This is a genomic window from Azospirillum palustre, from assembly GCF_002573965.1.
GTDB lineage: Bacteria > Pseudomonadota > Alphaproteobacteria > Azospirillales > Azospirillaceae > Azospirillum > Azospirillum palustre.
The window spans coordinates 316,298-331,557 of record NZ_PDKW01000043.1 but is presented as its reverse complement, the minus strand read 5'-3'; the positions used below and the strand labels follow the sequence as shown (position 1 = coordinate 331,557).

Annotated in this window: 16 protein-coding genes; 2 read left to right on the top strand and 14 right to left on the bottom strand. The window is 68.0% G+C overall.

What is annotated here, in order from left to right; translation table 11 throughout:
• Positions 1-8: 8 nt before the first annotated feature.
• The 7 genes from CRT60_RS23930 to CRT60_RS23900 form a co-directional block, all read right to left on the bottom strand.
• Positions 9-815: a hypothetical protein gene (locus CRT60_RS23930; protein WP_098739073.1), complete on the bottom strand. Its 807-nt coding sequence runs from the start codon at positions 813-815 to the stop codon at positions 9-11.
• Positions 815-2,710 carry a phage tail protein gene (locus tag CRT60_RS23925; RefSeq protein WP_098739072.1) on the bottom strand — a complete coding sequence of 632 codons (1,896 nt, stop codon included), beginning with the start codon at positions 2,708-2,710 and terminating at the stop codon, positions 815-817. The genes CRT60_RS23930 and CRT60_RS23925 overlap by 1 nt, the downstream gene beginning before the upstream one ends.
• Before the next feature lie 13 nt (positions 2,711-2,723).
• On the bottom strand, positions 2,724-3,293 hold the full coding sequence (locus CRT60_RS23920) for a phage connector family protein (RefSeq protein ID WP_098739071.1): 570 nt from the start codon (positions 3,291-3,293) through the stop codon (positions 2,724-2,726).
• A gap of 81 nt (positions 3,294-3,374) precedes the next feature.
• The gene (locus CRT60_RS23915) at positions 3,375-3,647 is read right to left on the bottom strand and encodes a hypothetical protein (RefSeq protein WP_098739070.1); all 273 of its coding nucleotides are present in this window, start codon (positions 3,645-3,647) and stop codon (positions 3,375-3,377) included.
• Positions 3,648-3,710: 63 nt separating this feature from the next.
• Positions 3,711-4,529 (bottom strand): phage capsid protein, encoded by an 819-nt coding sequence (locus CRT60_RS23910; protein ID WP_098739069.1) that lies wholly within the window; start codon positions 4,527-4,529, stop codon positions 3,711-3,713.
• A gap of 324 nt (positions 4,530-4,853) precedes the next feature.
• Positions 4,854-5,078 carry a hypothetical protein gene (locus tag CRT60_RS23905; RefSeq protein ID WP_098739068.1) on the bottom strand — a complete coding sequence of 75 codons (225 nt, stop codon included), beginning with the start codon at positions 5,076-5,078 and terminating at the stop codon, positions 4,854-4,856.
• Positions 5,075-5,521 carry a Fur family transcriptional regulator gene (locus CRT60_RS23900; protein WP_098739067.1) on the bottom strand — a complete coding sequence of 149 codons (447 nt, stop codon included), beginning with the start codon at positions 5,519-5,521 and terminating at the stop codon, positions 5,075-5,077. The genes CRT60_RS23905 and CRT60_RS23900 overlap by 4 nt, the downstream gene beginning before the upstream one ends.
• A 155-nt stretch (positions 5,522-5,676) precedes the next feature.
• Between CRT60_RS23900 and CRT60_RS23895 the strand changes: the two genes are divergently transcribed.
• A complete protein-coding gene (locus CRT60_RS23895; protein WP_098739066.1) occupies positions 5,677-6,219 on the top strand; it encodes a superoxide dismutase family protein in 543 nt (180 codons plus the stop codon).
• A gap of 315 nt (positions 6,220-6,534) precedes the next feature.
• Complete coding sequence (locus tag CRT60_RS23890; protein WP_098739065.1) at positions 6,535-8,022, top strand: DEAD/DEAH box helicase; 1,488 nt, start codon at positions 6,535-6,537, stop codon at positions 8,020-8,022.
• A gap of 89 nt (positions 8,023-8,111) precedes the next feature.
• Here the strand turns inward: CRT60_RS23890 and gstA are convergent, their stop codons facing one another.
• The 7 genes from gstA to CRT60_RS23855 form a co-directional block, all read right to left on the bottom strand.
• Entirely contained in the window at positions 8,112-8,726 is a 615-nt protein-coding gene (gstA, locus tag CRT60_RS23885) for a glutathione transferase GstA (protein ID WP_098739064.1), read from the bottom strand.
• A gap of 97 nt (positions 8,727-8,823) precedes the next feature.
• Positions 8,824-9,648, bottom strand: coding sequence for an acyl-ACP desaturase (locus tag CRT60_RS23880; RefSeq protein ID WP_098739063.1), 825 nt, complete (start codon positions 9,646-9,648; stop codon positions 8,824-8,826).
• Between the two features lie 274 nt (positions 9,649-9,922).
• Positions 9,923-10,339 (bottom strand): F0F1 ATP synthase subunit epsilon, encoded by a 417-nt coding sequence (locus CRT60_RS23875; RefSeq protein ID WP_098739062.1) that lies wholly within the window; start codon positions 10,337-10,339, stop codon positions 9,923-9,925.
• Between the two features lie 146 nt (positions 10,340-10,485).
• Positions 10,486-11,907, bottom strand: a complete 1,422-nt coding sequence (gene atpD / locus CRT60_RS23870; RefSeq protein ID WP_098739061.1) for a F0F1 ATP synthase subunit beta — start codon at positions 11,905-11,907, stop codon at positions 10,486-10,488.
• Between the two features lie 86 nt (positions 11,908-11,993).
• Positions 11,994-12,878 (bottom strand): F0F1 ATP synthase subunit gamma, encoded by an 885-nt coding sequence (locus CRT60_RS23865; protein WP_098739060.1) that lies wholly within the window; start codon positions 12,876-12,878, stop codon positions 11,994-11,996.
• An 85-nt stretch (positions 12,879-12,963) separates the two neighbouring features.
• A complete protein-coding gene (gene atpA, locus CRT60_RS23860) occupies positions 12,964-14,493 on the bottom strand; it encodes a F0F1 ATP synthase subunit alpha (RefSeq protein WP_098739059.1) in 1,530 nt (509 codons plus the stop codon).
• Positions 14,493-15,062 (bottom strand): F0F1 ATP synthase subunit delta, encoded by a 570-nt coding sequence (locus tag CRT60_RS23855; protein WP_098739058.1) that lies wholly within the window; start codon positions 15,060-15,062, stop codon positions 14,493-14,495. The genes atpA and CRT60_RS23855 overlap by 1 nt, the downstream gene beginning before the upstream one ends.
• Positions 15,063-15,260: the final 198 nt, after the last annotated feature.

Here is a 15,260-nt window from a genome sequence, read left to right as displayed (position 1 = left end):
GCCGTTCCTCAAAAGAACTTGCTCATGTATTCCAGTCGCTGACGGTCGGCGAGTTGCGACAACTCCAGCAGGTTGCGGCGCTTGGCATCGTCCAGCCCCTGCTGGATGGCGGCGCGCTTCAGCTGGTCGGTCGCCTGGGCGTCCTTGCGCTCGGTTTCGCTGGAGTTGGTCAGACCCAGCAGGATCGCCTCGCCCGACCCGTCCTGGGCGGTGACGCCACGCGCGCCCAACCCGGCGCGGGTCTTGCTGACAGCTTGGCGCAAGGCGGCCAGCCGGCGCTGTTCGGCGGCATCCGCCGCGGCGGTCAGCTGGGCGAGCTGGGTCTGCGAGTCGGTTTCCCTGGCGCGGACGGCCTCCTCCTGGCCGGCGCGCAGTTGGGCCAGCGTCTGCTCCTGGGCTCCGCGGAAATCGTCCATCTCCTTGGCCCGCGCCGCCGCCGCGGCAGCCGCCGCAGTTTCGTCCTTCTGGCGCTGCAACTCCTGCTCCTGTTGACGCAACTCGGCGTCATGCGCCCACTGGCGGGCCTGCGCCTCGGCCTCCAGCTGGGCCTGCTGCTGGCGGGCCGTCGCCGCGGCCTGGGCGTTGCGCTCGGCCGCCGTCGCTTCCTCGCGGTACTTCTGTTCCAGCGCCGCCTGCGCGGCTGCGGCCTGCGCCGCATCCTGCTGGCGCTTGTATTCGAGTTCGGCCGCGGCCTGCTGGGCGGCGGCCTGTTGCGTGGCGGCGCTGGACGATGCGGAGCCGGCATTGCGCACGGTGCCGATGACGGAATTCGCCAGCGGCAGGGCCGTGGTCACGAGGGGAGTGATTCCACCCATCAGTCATTCACCTTCAGTTCCATGGTCACGGAAAGCAGCGTGAAAGGCAGCGGCGCATCCTGTTCGATGCGCCATAGCGGGACATCGGTGTCGTGGCGCCAGCCGAGCGCCCGCAGCCGGCGGTCGCCGGACACCCGCGGCGGCACCCCGCCGGCCGGTTGCGGCCCCAGCCGGTGAAGCGGAAGTTCCTGCAACCCGCGTCCCAGATCGACGCTCAGCGCCGCCGTCTCCTCCAGCCGGAAGGTGACGGCGACCAGCCGGACGATGTCGGCTCCGGTCGCCTGCCCCAGCAGGTTGGGCGGCAGCGGTTCGATCCGGTGGGTATAGGGCAGTCCGATCTCGACCTTGCGCGCCGGCGGGTCGAGCGTGACGCTGCCGGCCTGGACGGTGACGGGGTTGCGGATCACCCCATCGGCGACGACGGCGACCGTCCGCCCCTCCAGATGCGCCAGCCCGCCCCAGACGGCGGTTCCCTCACCCCGCTCCGCCGTGACGGCGGTGTCGAGGTTCAGCGCATCGTCGAAGCGCTCGACCGTCCACACCCCGCGCCGCTCCACCAGCGTGTAGACCTCGTCCCCGACCGCGGCGACGGAGCGCACCGCCCCGTCGGTCTCCAGCAGGGTCCAGGCGGTGACATCCTCCGCCCGGTAGGCGGTCAGCGCCCCCAGCGTGCCGTCCTCCATCGCGACGAACAGCAGCCGGCGGTTCTGGTCGTAATCCTGGTCGCGCGGGCCGGCCATCAGATGGCGGGCCAGCATGGCGAGGTCGTTCGCCTGATAGGCGGCCTCGGTGTCGGTGTAGAGGAACTCGCGGATTTCGCGCCGGTTGCGCGGCACGAACAGCGTCGCCCCCTCGACATCGCGCGGCGGGATGGCGCGGTCCATCGGGGAGCCGATGCGCGTCTGCCGGTTGACCTGCATGCTCTGCGGGGTCAGCGGGTCGCCGGTCACCATATACTCGGCGCCCGAGGTGAAGATCTGCAGATGCCGGCCGGAGAAGACGGCGCGCACCGCATTGACCTGATCGGACAGGATGCCGAACTCGATGGCCTGATCGTCCAGCCCCCCGCCCAGGTCGAAATTCCAGATCTGGGCGGAGCGCGACAGCCACAGCCGGTTGGGCAGGTCGCGCGACCCGCCGATAACCAGCCGGTCCTGATGGAAGGCCGCCGACACCGGCCAGCCGCGATAGGCCGAGAAAGCCTGCTCCTCCCAACTGGTGGTCGGCTGGGTGTCGGCCAGCGTCTCCTTGACCGTCGCGTTGACCTGCGTCGCCGACACCACGCCGGTCACCAGCAGTTGCTTGCCCTTGATGCGGATGCGGGTGCCGTCCTGGCGCGGATCGAACACCGGGGTCGAGGCGGTGACGCTGATCGCCCCAGTGGTGCCGGACGGTGTCAGCGTCACCGCCGGATCGCCGAAGCGATGGAAGGGGATGCGCACCAGTTCGCCCTCGACCGCGAAGGCCCAGTCCGACAGCGTCCAGCCGCCATCGTCACCACGCGTCAGCTTGCGCGGCGGCAGGTCGGGATGGCAGACCAGCAGCGTGTCGGCGCTCTGCGTCCAGGTGATCTGCGCCAGTTGCGTCAACGTCCAGGGGGCGGCGACCGACGCCAGCCGGGTGCCGCCCTGGAACACGTCGATCCAACGGTCGGTGAAGACCAGCAGATAGGTCTGCTCGGCATTGCGCTCGAACGCCACCAGCCGCCCGTCGCCACGGGCTGGCGCGGTGAAGGCGAGCCCCGACCGCCGCGTCACCCCGCCGGTCGGGTCGATGAACAGGTTGCGCAAAGCCAGCGCGCCGTTGTCGTAGGCCTTGAGGTCGCCGCGCCCCAGCAGGCGGCGCGACACCTCGCCGGCGGTGAAGTTGGTCTTGACCTGATGCAGCCGTCCCATCACGCCCTCCCCATCAGGATCTCGCGTCGATCAGGGTGAAGTCCTCGAAGCCGGGCTGGCTGTCCTGCTGGGCGTCGATCTGGCGGGCGCGGCGGAACTCGCTCTCGGCCTGCTGGGCCAGCAGTTCCGCCCGCGTCGAGCTTTCGGTCAGCGGGATGCAGAACTCGGCAGCCAGCCGGGCGATCAGCGCCTGATCGAAGAAGGCGGGGAAATCCTCCTCCGCCGGTCGGCCGACGTAGGACAGGGTGACGGTGCCGGCATCGCACAGCAGCGTCCGTCCGACGATGCGGTAGGACAGGCCACGCCCCCGTCCCTCGCCGCCCGCTCCCAGCGCCCGCAGGAAGCCTGCCGGCAGCTGGAAAGCGTTGGCATAATCGGCGACCGGCGGCTCGGCCAGCCGCGGCAGCGTGGCCTGCACGCTGGCGAAGCTCCAGGCGTTGGCCGACAGCAGCGCATCGCGCGTCGGCCCGTAAAGGGCGGCGGCCACCTCCGCCTCGGCGGAGCCGTCGTCGAAGGAGGCGATGGCGGTGGCGCCGAGCTTGATCAGCGCACGGCCGCACAGGCCGATGGCGGTCAGGGCCATGGGACATGTCTCCGGGTGGCGGGCATGGAGCGGGAGGCGAGCGGGAGGCGCCGTCGGTGCGGCGCCCTTCCCTTCGGCGGATCAGTCGCTGTTGACGCCACCGAACGGCGTCAGGTTGGCGACGTCGACCGCCCCGTTGGCGCTGGCCGCCACCACCAGCACGCCGGTGGCGGGGGTGGCGCCGCCGACCGCGCAGTTCGCCAGCAGCATGTCGCCCACCCGCAGCAGGTCGGCCGCCCCGTTGAAATAGCCGGCGGTATCGACGTCGGTCGCCACGTCATGCGTGGTGTAGTGCCAGAGCGTGAAGCCGTTCGCATAGGCGAGCACGCTCAAATCCTTGGACGCATAGGCCATGGATCGAAGACTCCGGATTTTGTGTGGGGGATGCGGAAAGGAGGGCGGTTCACCCTCCTCCGTTCAGTTCTCCAGGCAGCGCAGGGTGACCACGCCGCTGGTGTCGATCAGCGCGGCGCCCTGGCTCATCATGTTGTTGACGAAATGCGCAGCACGGTCGCCGTGCCAGGTGATGTCGGTCTTCACGTCGGCACCCGCCGCATGGCCGACCGCCGTCTTGTGGTACCAGTGGCAGAGCCGGACGTTGCCGCTCAGCGTCAGGCCGGAATGCGGCAGCCACAGCGTGCCGAGCCAGCGCTTGGCCTGGGTGCCGCGCCAGGGCAGTTCGTCGGAGCCGACATAGTCGGCGCTGGCGAACTCCTCGATGCCCAGCAGCTGGCTCCACTGCTTCCAGCCGACGACGGCATAGCGCTGGCCGTCGTCCGGCACGTCGGCCTCGCCCATCATCTCGAAGGCCGTCAGGATCTTGGCCTTGGTCAGCCCGTCGGTGGCGCTGCCGGCATAGTTGACGGACCTGTTCAGCTCGGCGATCAGCAGCTCGTCGGTCTTGCGGCCCAGCGCATAGGCGCCGGCATTGGCGATGATCTGCCGCTCGTCGATGTTGGTCTTCAGCTCGTCCAGCCGGTCGACCCAGTCGCCGGCATAAAAGTCGTACAGCGCGCACTCCACCGGCGTGTGGTCCAGGTTCATCACCGGAACCGCGCCGTGGCGCGACTTGGTGGCGGCGGCGCCCTTGCCGACCTTCTGGAAGACGGTGGAAGCGCCCTGCACATTGTTCTTGCCGCGCACGGTGTTGCGCAGCTTGGAGCCCATGCGCTGGTAAGCCTCATGGACCTCACGCTCGAACTGCTTGACGAATGCCTGGGCGATGCTCGTCGACATAGGGAAAATTTCCTTTCGCGTTCCTGCGGATCCCGCGGGGGCATGGCGGGGGGAACGTTCCGCCACCCGGTTGTCGGGGGTGCGTGCAGGACGCAGCGCCGGCCGCGGGCGAAACGCGAAAACAAAAAGGGCCGGCCGGACTTCGGGAGTGTCCGGCCGGCCCTTTTCGGACCGAAGCGAGGGGGGAGCTCTGGTGCTGTCGGGCGTAAGGTCCAGGGGCGGACCCGTCGCCTTGACAGGCTTGGTTTTAGGATTTTATGCGGCGTCAATCAAGGACTATTTTCATAAAGCCATCCGCCGGCGACTGTCTTGCCGCCGGGACCCTCAATGCCGGACCGGCCCCGCCACCCAGTGACTGACGATGGTCTCCGCCTGGGCCGGCGGAATCTCCGGATGGTGGTAGCGGTAGACGGTCACCGCCGCCTCCAGCGCATAGCGCTCCGGCTGGCCGCAGCGGCACAGGCCGGAGTAGCAGCGCTGCACCGCATTCCGGCAGGCGATGGCCTCGGCGATGGGTTGATCGGCCTCGGGGAAACGGGGATCGGTCATGGACGCTCCTCCTCATCCCGGGCGCAGTCGGCCGCGTCGTCCAGCGGCACCCCGTAGATTTCAAGCCGGTGGCCGACGATCTTGTAGCCAAGCTCGTGGGCGATCCGCTCCTTCATCGCCTCCAGCTCCGGGCTGGCGAATTCGATGATCCGGCCGGTGCGGGTGTCGATCAGGTGATGGTGGTGGTCCGCCGTCGCCTCTTCATAGCGGGCGCGGCCGTCGCCCAGGTCGACGCGCTCGATCACCTGCGCGTCCTCCAGCAGCCGCATGGTGCGGTAGACGGTGGCGATGGAGATGCGCGGATCGATCTGCACGGCGCGGCGATGCACCTCCTCGACGTCGGGGTGGTCGTCCGCCTCCGACAACACCTGTGAAATGACACGACGCTGGCCGGTCATCTTCAGGCCCTTTTCCATGCACAACGCTTCCAGACGCGACGTCATAACCCCAACCCTGGTCTTTGCTTGCCGATGCCCCCATCATACTGAAAACCGTTCGCAATCCCAGAGCGGTTTCGCAGCGGCGTAAAGTCGTCACCCGCCGGCCGTCCAGGCGCGCCGGCCAACAGGCCAACACCCAAGACGGAGGACCCACCAGAATGCCCCGCACCCTGTCCCTCGCCCCGGCCCTGCTGTTCGCCGGCCTGTCGCTGGCCGCCGTTCCGGCGCTGGCCCAGCAATCCGCTCCCGCACCCGCTCCCGCCGCCCAGGCCGCCGTCGCCGACGCGCAGGGCAAGCCGCTGGGCACCGTCACCTTCACCAAGTTCCCGCACGGCATCCTGGTGCATGGCCAGTTGGAAGGGCTGCCGCCGGGCTGGCACGGCATCCACATCCACGAAAACGGCGCCTGCACCCCCGACTTCAAGGCGGCCGGCGGCCATTTCGCCGCCCAGGGCGCCAAGCACGGGCTTGAGGCCGAGCACATGCATTACGGCGAGCTGCCCAACATCTGGGCCAACGAGGCCGGCAAGGCCGGGTTCGAGGCGATCACCCACATGGTCACCCTGACCGACGGCGCCGACGGCCTGTTCAAGCAGGGCGGCACCTCGATCATCGTCCACGCCCAGCCCGACGATTACCTCAGCCAGCCGGCCGGCAATTCCGGAGACCGCATCGCCTGCGGCGTGATCAAGAAGCCGTAAGCGTCCGCAGGCATCGGGGCGCGGCCATATGCCGCAAGACAGCGGAGCCGGTTCACGCCCCTTTCCTGCCGCCAAGCCTCCGCCTGTTCGGGCGAACCGGCAGGGCGCACCCCTGCCGCGCGCCGAGTTTGCTTGCCAAATCAAGCCATCGGCCCTATCTGTCCGGGGTCGGACGGCGCCCGGCGCCGCGCAGGACTTGCGCGCGCCTGATCGCCCGCCGCCCGACGGCTCCGCGCCAACCCGCCGCGGAGCGCGCAAGCCCGGCCGCTCCCTCCTGGCGCGGCCCCCATTCTGGTGACCAGGACCATCACTTCCATGACCGAATTTTCCGGCCTCGGCCTGATCGAGCCTCTTCTGCGCGCCGTCGCCGAGGAAGGCTACTCCACGGCCACGCCGATCCAGGCCGGCGCCATCCCGCTTCTGCTGGCCGGCCGCGACGTGCTCGGCCTCGCCCAGACCGGCACCGGCAAGACCGCGGCCTTCACGCTGCCGATCCTGCAGCGGCTGTTCCAGAACAAGAAGCGCGTGGCCGCCAAGTCGCCGCGCGTCCTGATCCTGACGCCGACGCGCGAACTGGCGCTGCAGATCGGCGACAGCTTCACCACCTACGGCCGCCATCTGCCGATCCGCCGCACCGTCATCCACGGCGGCGTCGGCCAGAGCCCGCAGGTCTCCGCCATCGCCCGCGGCGTCGAGGTGCTGATCGCCACCCCGGGCCGCCTGCTCGACCTGATGGCGCAGAACCACGTCAATCTCGGCACCATCGAGTTCTTCGTCCTCGACGAGGCCGACCGCATGCTCGACATGGGCTTCATCCGCGACGTGCGGAAGGTGGTCGCGGTGCTGCCGAAGGACCGGCAGACCCTGCTGTTCTCCGCCACCATGCCCGACGCCGTGGTGGACCTCGCCAACAGCATCCTGACCGATGCCGAGCGCATCGAGGTGACGCCGCAGTCGACCACGGTGGAGCGCATCAACCAGCGCGTCCTGTTCGTCGACCGCGCCGACAAGCGCCGCCTGCTGGCCGATCTGCTGGAAGACAAGGCGATGGCCCGCACCATCGTCTTCGCCCGCACCAAGCACGGCGCCGACCGCATCGCCGACCATCTGAAGAAGGCCGGCATCACCGCCGACGCCATCCATGGCGACAAGTCGCAGTCGGCCCGCGTCCGCGCGCTGGAGAGCTTCCGCAACGGCGAGCTGCGGGCGCTGGTGGCGACCGACATCGCCGCGCGCGGCATCGACATCGACGGCATCAGCCACGTCATCAACTTCGACCTGCCGAACGAGCCGGAAAGCTACGTCCACCGCATCGGCCGGACCGCGCGTGCCGGCACCGACGGCAGCGCCGTGTCCTTCTGCGACCATGAAGAGGTCGGTTATCTGAAGGACATCGAGAAGACGATCCGCCAGCCGATCCCGGCCGACACCACCCACCCCTACCATGCGGTGGAAGTGGCGCAGATCCACGCCTCGTCCAAGCCGCCGCCCCGCCCCAAGGCGCCGGGCAGCAACCGCAACCAGAACAACCGCAACCAGCAGCAGGCCCGCCCCGCCGCCGCGCCGAAGGCGGCGCCCAAGGCTGCCCAGCAGCCCGCCAAGGCGCCGCAGAAGGCCGGCAAGCCGGCCGGCCCGCGTCCGGACGCCGCCCGCAACGACCAGAACCGCCACGACCGCCGCCCGGCCCCGCACGCCGTGTCGCATGGCAACGGCCATGGCAACGGCAGCGGCAAGCAGGCGCCGCGTGCGGCCGGCACCCCCGGCGGCAACACCCCGATGCGGCGCAAGCCCAACGCCGCCTGACCCCGACAAGCGCGCCCACAAGGAAAAGGCCCCGTCTCCAGCGAGACGGGGCCTTTTTTCATCCGGTCCTCATCCAGGCCGGACGGCGCTCAACCCTGGGCTTCGGCAGCATGCGCCGCCTGCACCGCCGGACGGGCGGCGACGCGTTCGGCGAAGGCCATTAGGTTCGGGAAGGACGACAGGTCGAACTTGATGCGCGGCAGCCAGCTCAGCACCGTGTAGGCATAGGCGTCGGCGACGGTGAAGCTGTCGCCGGTCAGGTAGGCTTTGCCCGCAAGCTGCTGGTCCAGCACCGCCAGCTTGCCGCTCAGGACCTTGGTCGCGAATTGGCGGTGGGTGTCGGACACCACGTCGTTCAGCATCGGGAACAGCGGGACGACACCCTTGTGCAGTTCCGACCCGATGAAGTTCAGCAGTTCCTGCACACGGTAGCGCTCCATGGTGCCGGCCGCCGGGATCAGGCCGCTGCCAGGCACCTTGTCGGCGATGTACTGCACGATCACCCCACCCTCGGTCAGGATGCCGCCCTCATCGAGCGCCAGGGTAGGCACCTGCCCCTTCGGGTTCACCGCGCGGAAATCGCTGCCGTCGGCCAGCGTCTTGGTCACGAGATCGACCTTGACCAGTTCGAAGGGCAGCCCCGCTTCGCGCAGGACGATGTGCGGCGACAGCGAACAGGCGCCCGGCTTGTAATAGAGCTTCATGTCTCCGAAACCCTCTCTGGGTGGTTGGCGCGGTAATGGCTACCCCAAAGGGACCGCCGCCGCCACCTTTCCCGAGGCCCGGCCCGCCCGGAGAGCGTCAGACCGCCTGCGCCGCCAGCTTCCGCGCCTGACAGTCGATGAACCACCAAGCCCCGCGGGAGGCCATGCTGCAAAGGCGGGTGTGCGGCTTCAACCCGCAGGCCTTGAACACCATGGCGATGGCACGGTCGACATGCTTGCGGCGATAGCGGCCGAACGCCCGGCGCTTGTAGGCGGCGTTGTAGAGCTTGTGCTCGTAGACGGCATCGGCCGGCGCGTTGGCCGCGTAATAGGCATAGGCCAGCTCGTCGTCCTCCGACTCACCGATGCGCGACAGCGCCACCTTCAGCCGCTGGACCTTGTTCAGCCCTTCGCGGTCCAGATACTTCTTGGCGTAGGTGTAGAAGATCTTGTAGTGGCGCAGCTCGTCGGCGGCGATGTTGCGGCAGATCTCCTTCAACACCGGCTCGTCGGTCGAATCGCCGATGGCGGCGTAATAGGAGCTGGTGCCGGTCTCCACCATGCAGCGGGCGATCATCTCGCCGGTGCGCGAACCACGGACCGAGGCGTCGAGGTCGATCGGCACGCGATAGCCGGCGCGGAAGCGCTCGACCGCCGCCCGGAAGTCGAAGGTCGGGTCGACCAGCTCGGCCCAGCGGCCCAGCGCCTCGCCATGCTGGACCTCCTCGACCGACCAGCCGTGGGCGGCTTCCTGGAACTCAGGATCGTCGCTGAAGACGTTGCACAGATAGGCGGTGTAGTCGTCGGCGTTGAACTCCACCAGTGCCGCCGCCTTGATCAGCGGAACCAGGTCCGGATCGATCTTGCTGGCATCGAAACGGTCCCAGGGAAGCTCGTCGATCCGCCAATGCGCACGCGCCATGATCCGCTCTACCGCCTCGTTTTGGGCCGCCCTGCCGTGGCGGCCGGTTCATATCGGGAAAGGTTCGTTCCGGGAAAGGGTCTGCCGCCCCGTGTCCCCGTCTTTTGCCGTCGGATGCGGCGGGGTTCACGGTTCAGGCCTTCGAATGTAATCGGTCTTCGCCGCGATGCAACCAAGTCGCAACGGAAAACGGGCGGCCTGGAAGCCCAAGCCGCCCGTTCCGTCGAAGAGATGTATGCCGTTCGCCCCAATGCAGGCGGACGGCCGCCGCCGCTCAGTGAGCGGAGCCCTGGCTCAGCGCGTCCAGCTTGGCGCGCGCGACGGCCAGCTTGGCCTCGGCGACGGCCCGCTCGGCGTCGGACTTGCTGTCGTCCAGATCTTCGGACAGGTCCTTGATCTGCTTCTCGACCGCGGCGCGGTCCAGGTCGGTCAGCGCAACCGCTTCCTCGGCCAGGACGGTGCAGCGGGCCTCGGTGACCTCGGCGAAGCCGCCGGCGACGAAGACGCGGTCGACGATGCGGTCGCCTTCATAGACGTCGATGACACCCGGACGCACGGTCGAGATCATCGGCGAATGACCGGCGAGGACGCCGAAATCGCCTTCCGAACCCGGCACCACGACCATGTCCACGGGCTGCGACTTCAGCAGCTTTTCCGGCGAGACCAGCTCGAATTCGACTTTATCGGCCATGGGTTTCCTGGTGCCTCTTCATAGGAACCCCCTCCCCCGCTGACGGGGGGAGGGGGTGTGCTGATGTCGATTTCCGCCCGGCCGTCTCACGCCTCGTCACAAGGCCGATGGGGCCGGGTCGGAATGCCGCAATCCCTGGTGAGGGATCAGGCGGCGGCCAGCTTCTTGGCCTTGGCGATCGCCTCGTCGATGGTGCCGACCATGTAGAAGGCGGCCTCCGGCAGGTGATCGTAGTCGCCGTTCACGATGCCCTTGAAGCCCTTGATGGTCTCCTCGAGCGGGACCAGCACGCCCGGGGTGCCGGTGAACACCTCGGCGACGTGGAACGGCTGCGACAGGAAGCGCTGGATCTTGCGGGCGCGGGCGACGACCAGCTTGTCCTCTTCCGACAGCTCGTCCATGCCCAGGATGGCGATGATGTCCTGCAGCGACTTGTAGGTCTGCAGAACCTTCTGCACCGAACGGGCGACGCCGTAGTGCTCCTCACCGACGACGCGCGGGTCGAGGATGCGGCTGGTCGAGTCGAGCGGGTCCACGGCCGGGAAGATGGCCATTTCGGCGATCGAGCGCGACAGCACCGTGGTGGCGTCCAGGTGGGCGAAGGAGGCGGCCGGGGCCGGGTCGGTCAGATCGTCGGCGGGCACGTAAATGGCCTGCACCGAGGTGATCGAACCCTTCTTGGTCGAGGTGATGCGCTCCTGCAGGGCGCCCATGTCGGTGCCCAGCGTCGGCTGATAGCCCACCGCCGACGGGATGCGGCCCAGCAGAGCCGACACTTCCGAACCGGCCTGCGTGAAGCGGAAGATGTTGTCCACGAAGAACAGCACGTCCTGGCCTTCCTCGTCGCGGAAATATTCCGCGAGCGTCAGGCCGCTCAGCGCGACGCGGGCGCGGGCGCCCGGCGGCTCGTTCATCTGGCCGTACACCAGGGCCACCTTGGAGCCCGGGCCGTCGAGCTTGATGACGCCCGACTCGATCATCTCGTGGTAGAGGTCGTTGCCCTCGCGGGTACGCTCACCCACGCCGGCGAACACCGACACACCGCCGTGCGCCTTGGCGACGTTGTTGATCAGCTCCATGATCGTCACGGTCTTGCCGACGCCGGCGCCGCCGAACAGGCCGATCTTGCCACCCTTGGCATAAGGGGCCAGCAGGTCGATGACCTTGATGCCGGTGATCAGCACTTCGGCGTCCGTCGACTGGTCGACGAAGTCCGGGGCCTGACGGTGGATCGGCAGGGTGCGGGCGGCGTTGACGGCGCCGCGCTCGTCGATCGGCTCGCCGATGACGTTGATGATGCGGCCGAGCGTCTCCGGGCCGACCGGCACGGCGATCGGGTTGCCGGTGTCCGTCACTTCCGAGCCACGCACCAGACCGTCGGTGCTGTCCATGGCGATGGTGCGGACCGTGCTCTCGCCCAGGTGCTGCGCCACTTCCAGAACGAGGGTCTTGCCGTCGTTCTGGGTGTGCAGGGCGTTCAGGATCGCCGGCAGGTCGCCGCTGAACTGCACGTCCACGACAGCGCCCGTGACCTGCGTGATCTTGCCGACAGAATTGGTGGTGGCCATGGAGTAAAGCTCCCTAGGAACTCGGTAAGTGTCGGTATGCCGTCGCCGGCGCAAATGGGCTTGACCCTACGGGTCGGATGCCGCCGTTACAGGGCCTCGGCACCGGAGATGATCTCGATCAGCTCCTTGGTGATGTAGGCCTGGCGCGTCCGGTTGTAGGTGATCGTCAGCTTGTTGATCATGTCGCCGGCGTTGCGCGTCGCGTTGTCCATCGCGGTCATCCGGGCGCCCTGCTCGGACGCGGCGCTCTCCAGGAGGGCGCGGTAGATCTGGATGGACAGGTTGCGCGGCAGCAGTTCGGCGAGGATCTGCTCCTCGTCCGGCTCGAACTCATAGAGCGGCTTCACCTCGTCGGTGACCGCGACCGCCTCGCCGGGGACGGCGAACGGAATGAGCTGCTGGACCGTGACGATCTGGGAGATCGCCGACTTGAACTTGTTGAAGACGACGGAGCAGACGTCGAACTCGCCGGCGTCGAACATCGCCAGCACCTTCGTCGCCACCATGTCGGCGTCGCTGAAGCCGAGCCGGCGGCGGCCGACATCCTCGTAGCTCTCGACGATCAGCGAGGCGAACTCGCGGCGCAGCTGGTCGCGGCCCTTGCGGCCGACGGTCAGCACCTTGACGGTCTTGCCCTCGCCCTGCAGGCGCGTGATCTGGCGCTTGGCCTCGCGGACGATGGAGCCGTTGAAGGCGCCGCACAGACCGCGGTCGGAGCTGATGACGACCAGCAGATGCACCTTGTCGGCGCCCGTCCCGGTCATCAGCTTCGGCCCGTTGCCGCTGTCCTGCACGTTGGCGGCCAGGGACGACAGCATCCGGCCCATACGCTCCGCGTAGGGACCGCTGGCTTCCGCCTGCTCCTGGGCGCGGCGCAGCTTGGAAGCCGCAACCATCTTCATGGCCGAGGTGATCTTGCGCGTCGACTGGACGCTCGCGATCCGGTTCTTTAGGTCCTTGAGGTTAGGCATGCCGGCCCTTCAATTCCGCTCGAGGTCGTTCCGTGACCGTCTTTAAGACGGTGGGGGGCGGTTTCCCGCCCCCGCGCGCGGTCGGTCAGGCGAAGACCTTGGCGAAGCCGTCGAGGAAAGCCTTCAGCTTCTCTTCGGTCGCCGAGGTGATCTGCTTGTCGGTGCGGATCGCCGCCAGGATATCGGCGCCCTTGGCGCGGATTTCCGACAGGAACTTGGCCTCGAAGCGGTTGACGTCCTCGACCTTGATGGCGTCCAGGTAGCCCTTCACGCCGGCGAAGATCGACACGACCTGCTCTTCAACCGGCAGCGGCTGGAACTGGCCCTGCTTCAGCAGCTCGGTCAGACGGGCGCCGCGGGCCAGCAGGCGCTGGGTCGAGGCGTCGAGGTCCGAGGCGAACTGGGCGAAGGCGGCCATCTCGCGGTACTGCGCGAGTTCCATCTTGATGGTGCCGGCGACCTGCTTCATCGCCTTGATCTGGGCGGCGGAGCCGACGCGGCTCACCGACAGACCGACGTTGATGGCGGGGCGGATGCCCTTGTAGAACAGGCCGGTTTCCAGGAAGATCTGACCGTCGGTGATCGAGATCACGTTGGTCGGGATGTAGGCGGACACGTCGCCGGCCTGGGTTTCGATGACCGGCAGAGCGGTCAGCGAACCGTTGCCGTGGGCGTCGCCCATCTTGGCGGCGCGCTCCAGCAGGCGGCTGTGGAGGTAGAACACGTCGCCCGGATAGGCTTCGCGGCCCGGCGGACGGCGGAGCAGCAGCGACATCTGGCGGTAGGCGACGGCCTGCTTGGACAGATCGTCGTACACGATCAGGGCGTGCATGCCGTTGTCGCGGAAATACTCGCCCATCGTGCAGCCGGTGTACGGCGCCAGGAACTGCAGCGGAGCCGGCTCCGACGCGGTGGCGGCGACGACGATGGAGTATTCCATGGCGCCGGCGTCTTCCAGGGTCTTGACGATCTGGGCGACGGTGGAGCGCTTCTGGCCGACGGCGACGTAGATGCAGTAGAGCTTCTTGCTCTCGTCGTCGCCCTGGTTGATCGGCTTCTGGTTCAGGAAGGTGTCGATGACGACGGCGGTCTTGCCGGTCTGACGGTCACCGATGATCAGCTCACGCTGGCCGCGCCCGATCGGAACCAGGCTGTCGACGGCCTTCAGGCCGGTCTGCATCGGCTCGTGCACCGACTTGCGCGGGATGATGCCGGGGGCCTTCACTTCCACGCGGGTGCGGGTCACGTCGACCAGCGGGCCCTTGCCGTCGATCGGGTTGCCCAGGCCGTCCACGACGCGGCCCAGCAGGCCACGGCCGACCGGAACGTCGACGATGGTGCCGGTGCGCTTGACGGTGTCGCCTTCCTTGATGCCGCGGTCGTCGCCGAAGATCACGATACCGACATTGTCGGTCTCGAGGTTCAGCGCCATGCCCTGCAGGCCACCCGGGAACTCGACCATTTCGCCGGCGCGGACGTTGTCCAGGCCGTGCACGCGGGCGACGCCGTCACCCACCGACAGGACCTGACCAACCTCGGCGACATCCGCCTCGGTCCCGAAATTCGCGATCTGCTGCTTGAGGATCGCAGAGATTTCTGCGGCGCGGATATCCATCAGACTGATCCCCCTGAGGCCTTCATGGCGAGTTGCAATTTGTTCAGCTTCGTCCGCACCGAGGTATCGACCATGCGTGAGCCGAACTTAACGATCATGCCGCCGATCAACTCCGGATCGACGGAGGTGTTCACCAGCACCTTGGAACCGATGGACGCCTTGAGCGCGTCGATGACGGCGTTGCGCTGGGCATCGCTCAGCGGCTGGGCCGAGGTGACCTGCGCCGTGACCTCGCCGCGGCGCCGGGCCAGTTCGGCCAGGAAGCCTTCGATCATGCCGTCGATCGAGAACAGGCGGCGGTTGGCCGCCACCAGCCCGATGAAGCGCTTGGTCAGATCGGACACGCCGGCGCTGTCCAGGACAGCGGCCATGGCCTTGCCCTGATCGGCGCGGCTGATGACGGGGCTGCGGACGAGGCGACGGAGGTCAGCGCTCTCGGCCAGGATCTGCTTCAGCGTGGTCAGATCGCTCGCGACCGTGTCCAACGCCTGGTTTTCGTCCGCAAGCTCGAACAGCGCGATGGAGTAACGCGCGGCGAGTTCGGATACGCCTGTTCCTTCGGATGCCACCTGATCCCTCGAATTGAGTTCGGTAGACGGTGAATTCGGCGGCCTTATAGGGTGTCAACCCGAGGCACAAACACCCCGGCCGCGAAAGCGAGCGGTCCAATATCACAGGAATCGCGCCCACGCAACGGGGTCTGGACAATTTGGCTGCGGCGTTTTGAGCAACTGCGGAATCATTGGTCGCAACTGCGTTCGCCAATG

Coding starts and splice junctions, on each gene's coding strand:
- CRT60_RS23930 (WP_098739073.1), bottom strand. CDS start 815: ATGGGTGGAATCACTCCCCTCGTGACCACGGCCCTGCCGCTGGCGAAT.
- CRT60_RS23925 (WP_098739072.1), bottom strand. CDS start 2,710: ATGGGACGGCTGCATCAGGTCAAGACCAACTTCACCGCCGGCGAGGTG.
- CRT60_RS23920 (WP_098739071.1), bottom strand. CDS start 3,293: ATGGCCCTGACCGCCATCGGCCTGTGCGGCCGTGCGCTGATCAAGCTC.
- CRT60_RS23915 (WP_098739070.1), bottom strand. CDS start 3,647: ATGGCCTATGCGTCCAAGGATTTGAGCGTGCTCGCCTATGCGAACGGC.
- CRT60_RS23910 (WP_098739069.1), bottom strand. CDS start 4,529: ATGTCGACGAGCATCGCCCAGGCATTCGTCAAGCAGTTCGAGCGTGAG.
- CRT60_RS23905 (WP_098739068.1), bottom strand. CDS start 5,078: ATGACCGATCCCCGTTTCCCCGAGGCCGATCAACCCATCGCCGAGGCC.
- CRT60_RS23900 (WP_098739067.1), bottom strand. CDS start 5,521: ATGACGTCGCGTCTGGAAGCGTTGTGCATGGAAAAGGGCCTGAAGATG.
- CRT60_RS23895 (WP_098739066.1), top strand. CDS start 5,677: ATGCCCCGCACCCTGTCCCTCGCCCCGGCCCTGCTGTTCGCCGGCCTG.
- CRT60_RS23890 (WP_098739065.1), top strand. CDS start 6,535: ATGACCGAATTTTCCGGCCTCGGCCTGATCGAGCCTCTTCTGCGCGCC.
- gstA (WP_098739064.1), bottom strand. CDS start 8,726: ATGAAGCTCTATTACAAGCCGGGCGCCTGTTCGCTGTCGCCGCACATC.
- CRT60_RS23880 (WP_098739063.1), bottom strand. CDS start 9,648: ATGGCGCGTGCGCATTGGCGGATCGACGAGCTTCCCTGGGACCGTTTC.
- CRT60_RS23875 (WP_098739062.1), bottom strand. CDS start 10,339: ATGGCCGATAAAGTCGAATTCGAGCTGGTCTCGCCGGAAAAGCTGCTG.
- atpD (WP_098739061.1), bottom strand. CDS start 11,907: ATGGCCACCACCAATTCTGTCGGCAAGATCACGCAGGTCACGGGCGCT.
- CRT60_RS23865 (WP_098739060.1), bottom strand. CDS start 12,878: ATGCCTAACCTCAAGGACCTAAAGAACCGGATCGCGAGCGTCCAGTCG.
- atpA (WP_098739059.1), bottom strand. CDS start 14,493: ATGGATATCCGCGCCGCAGAAATCTCTGCGATCCTCAAGCAGCAGATC.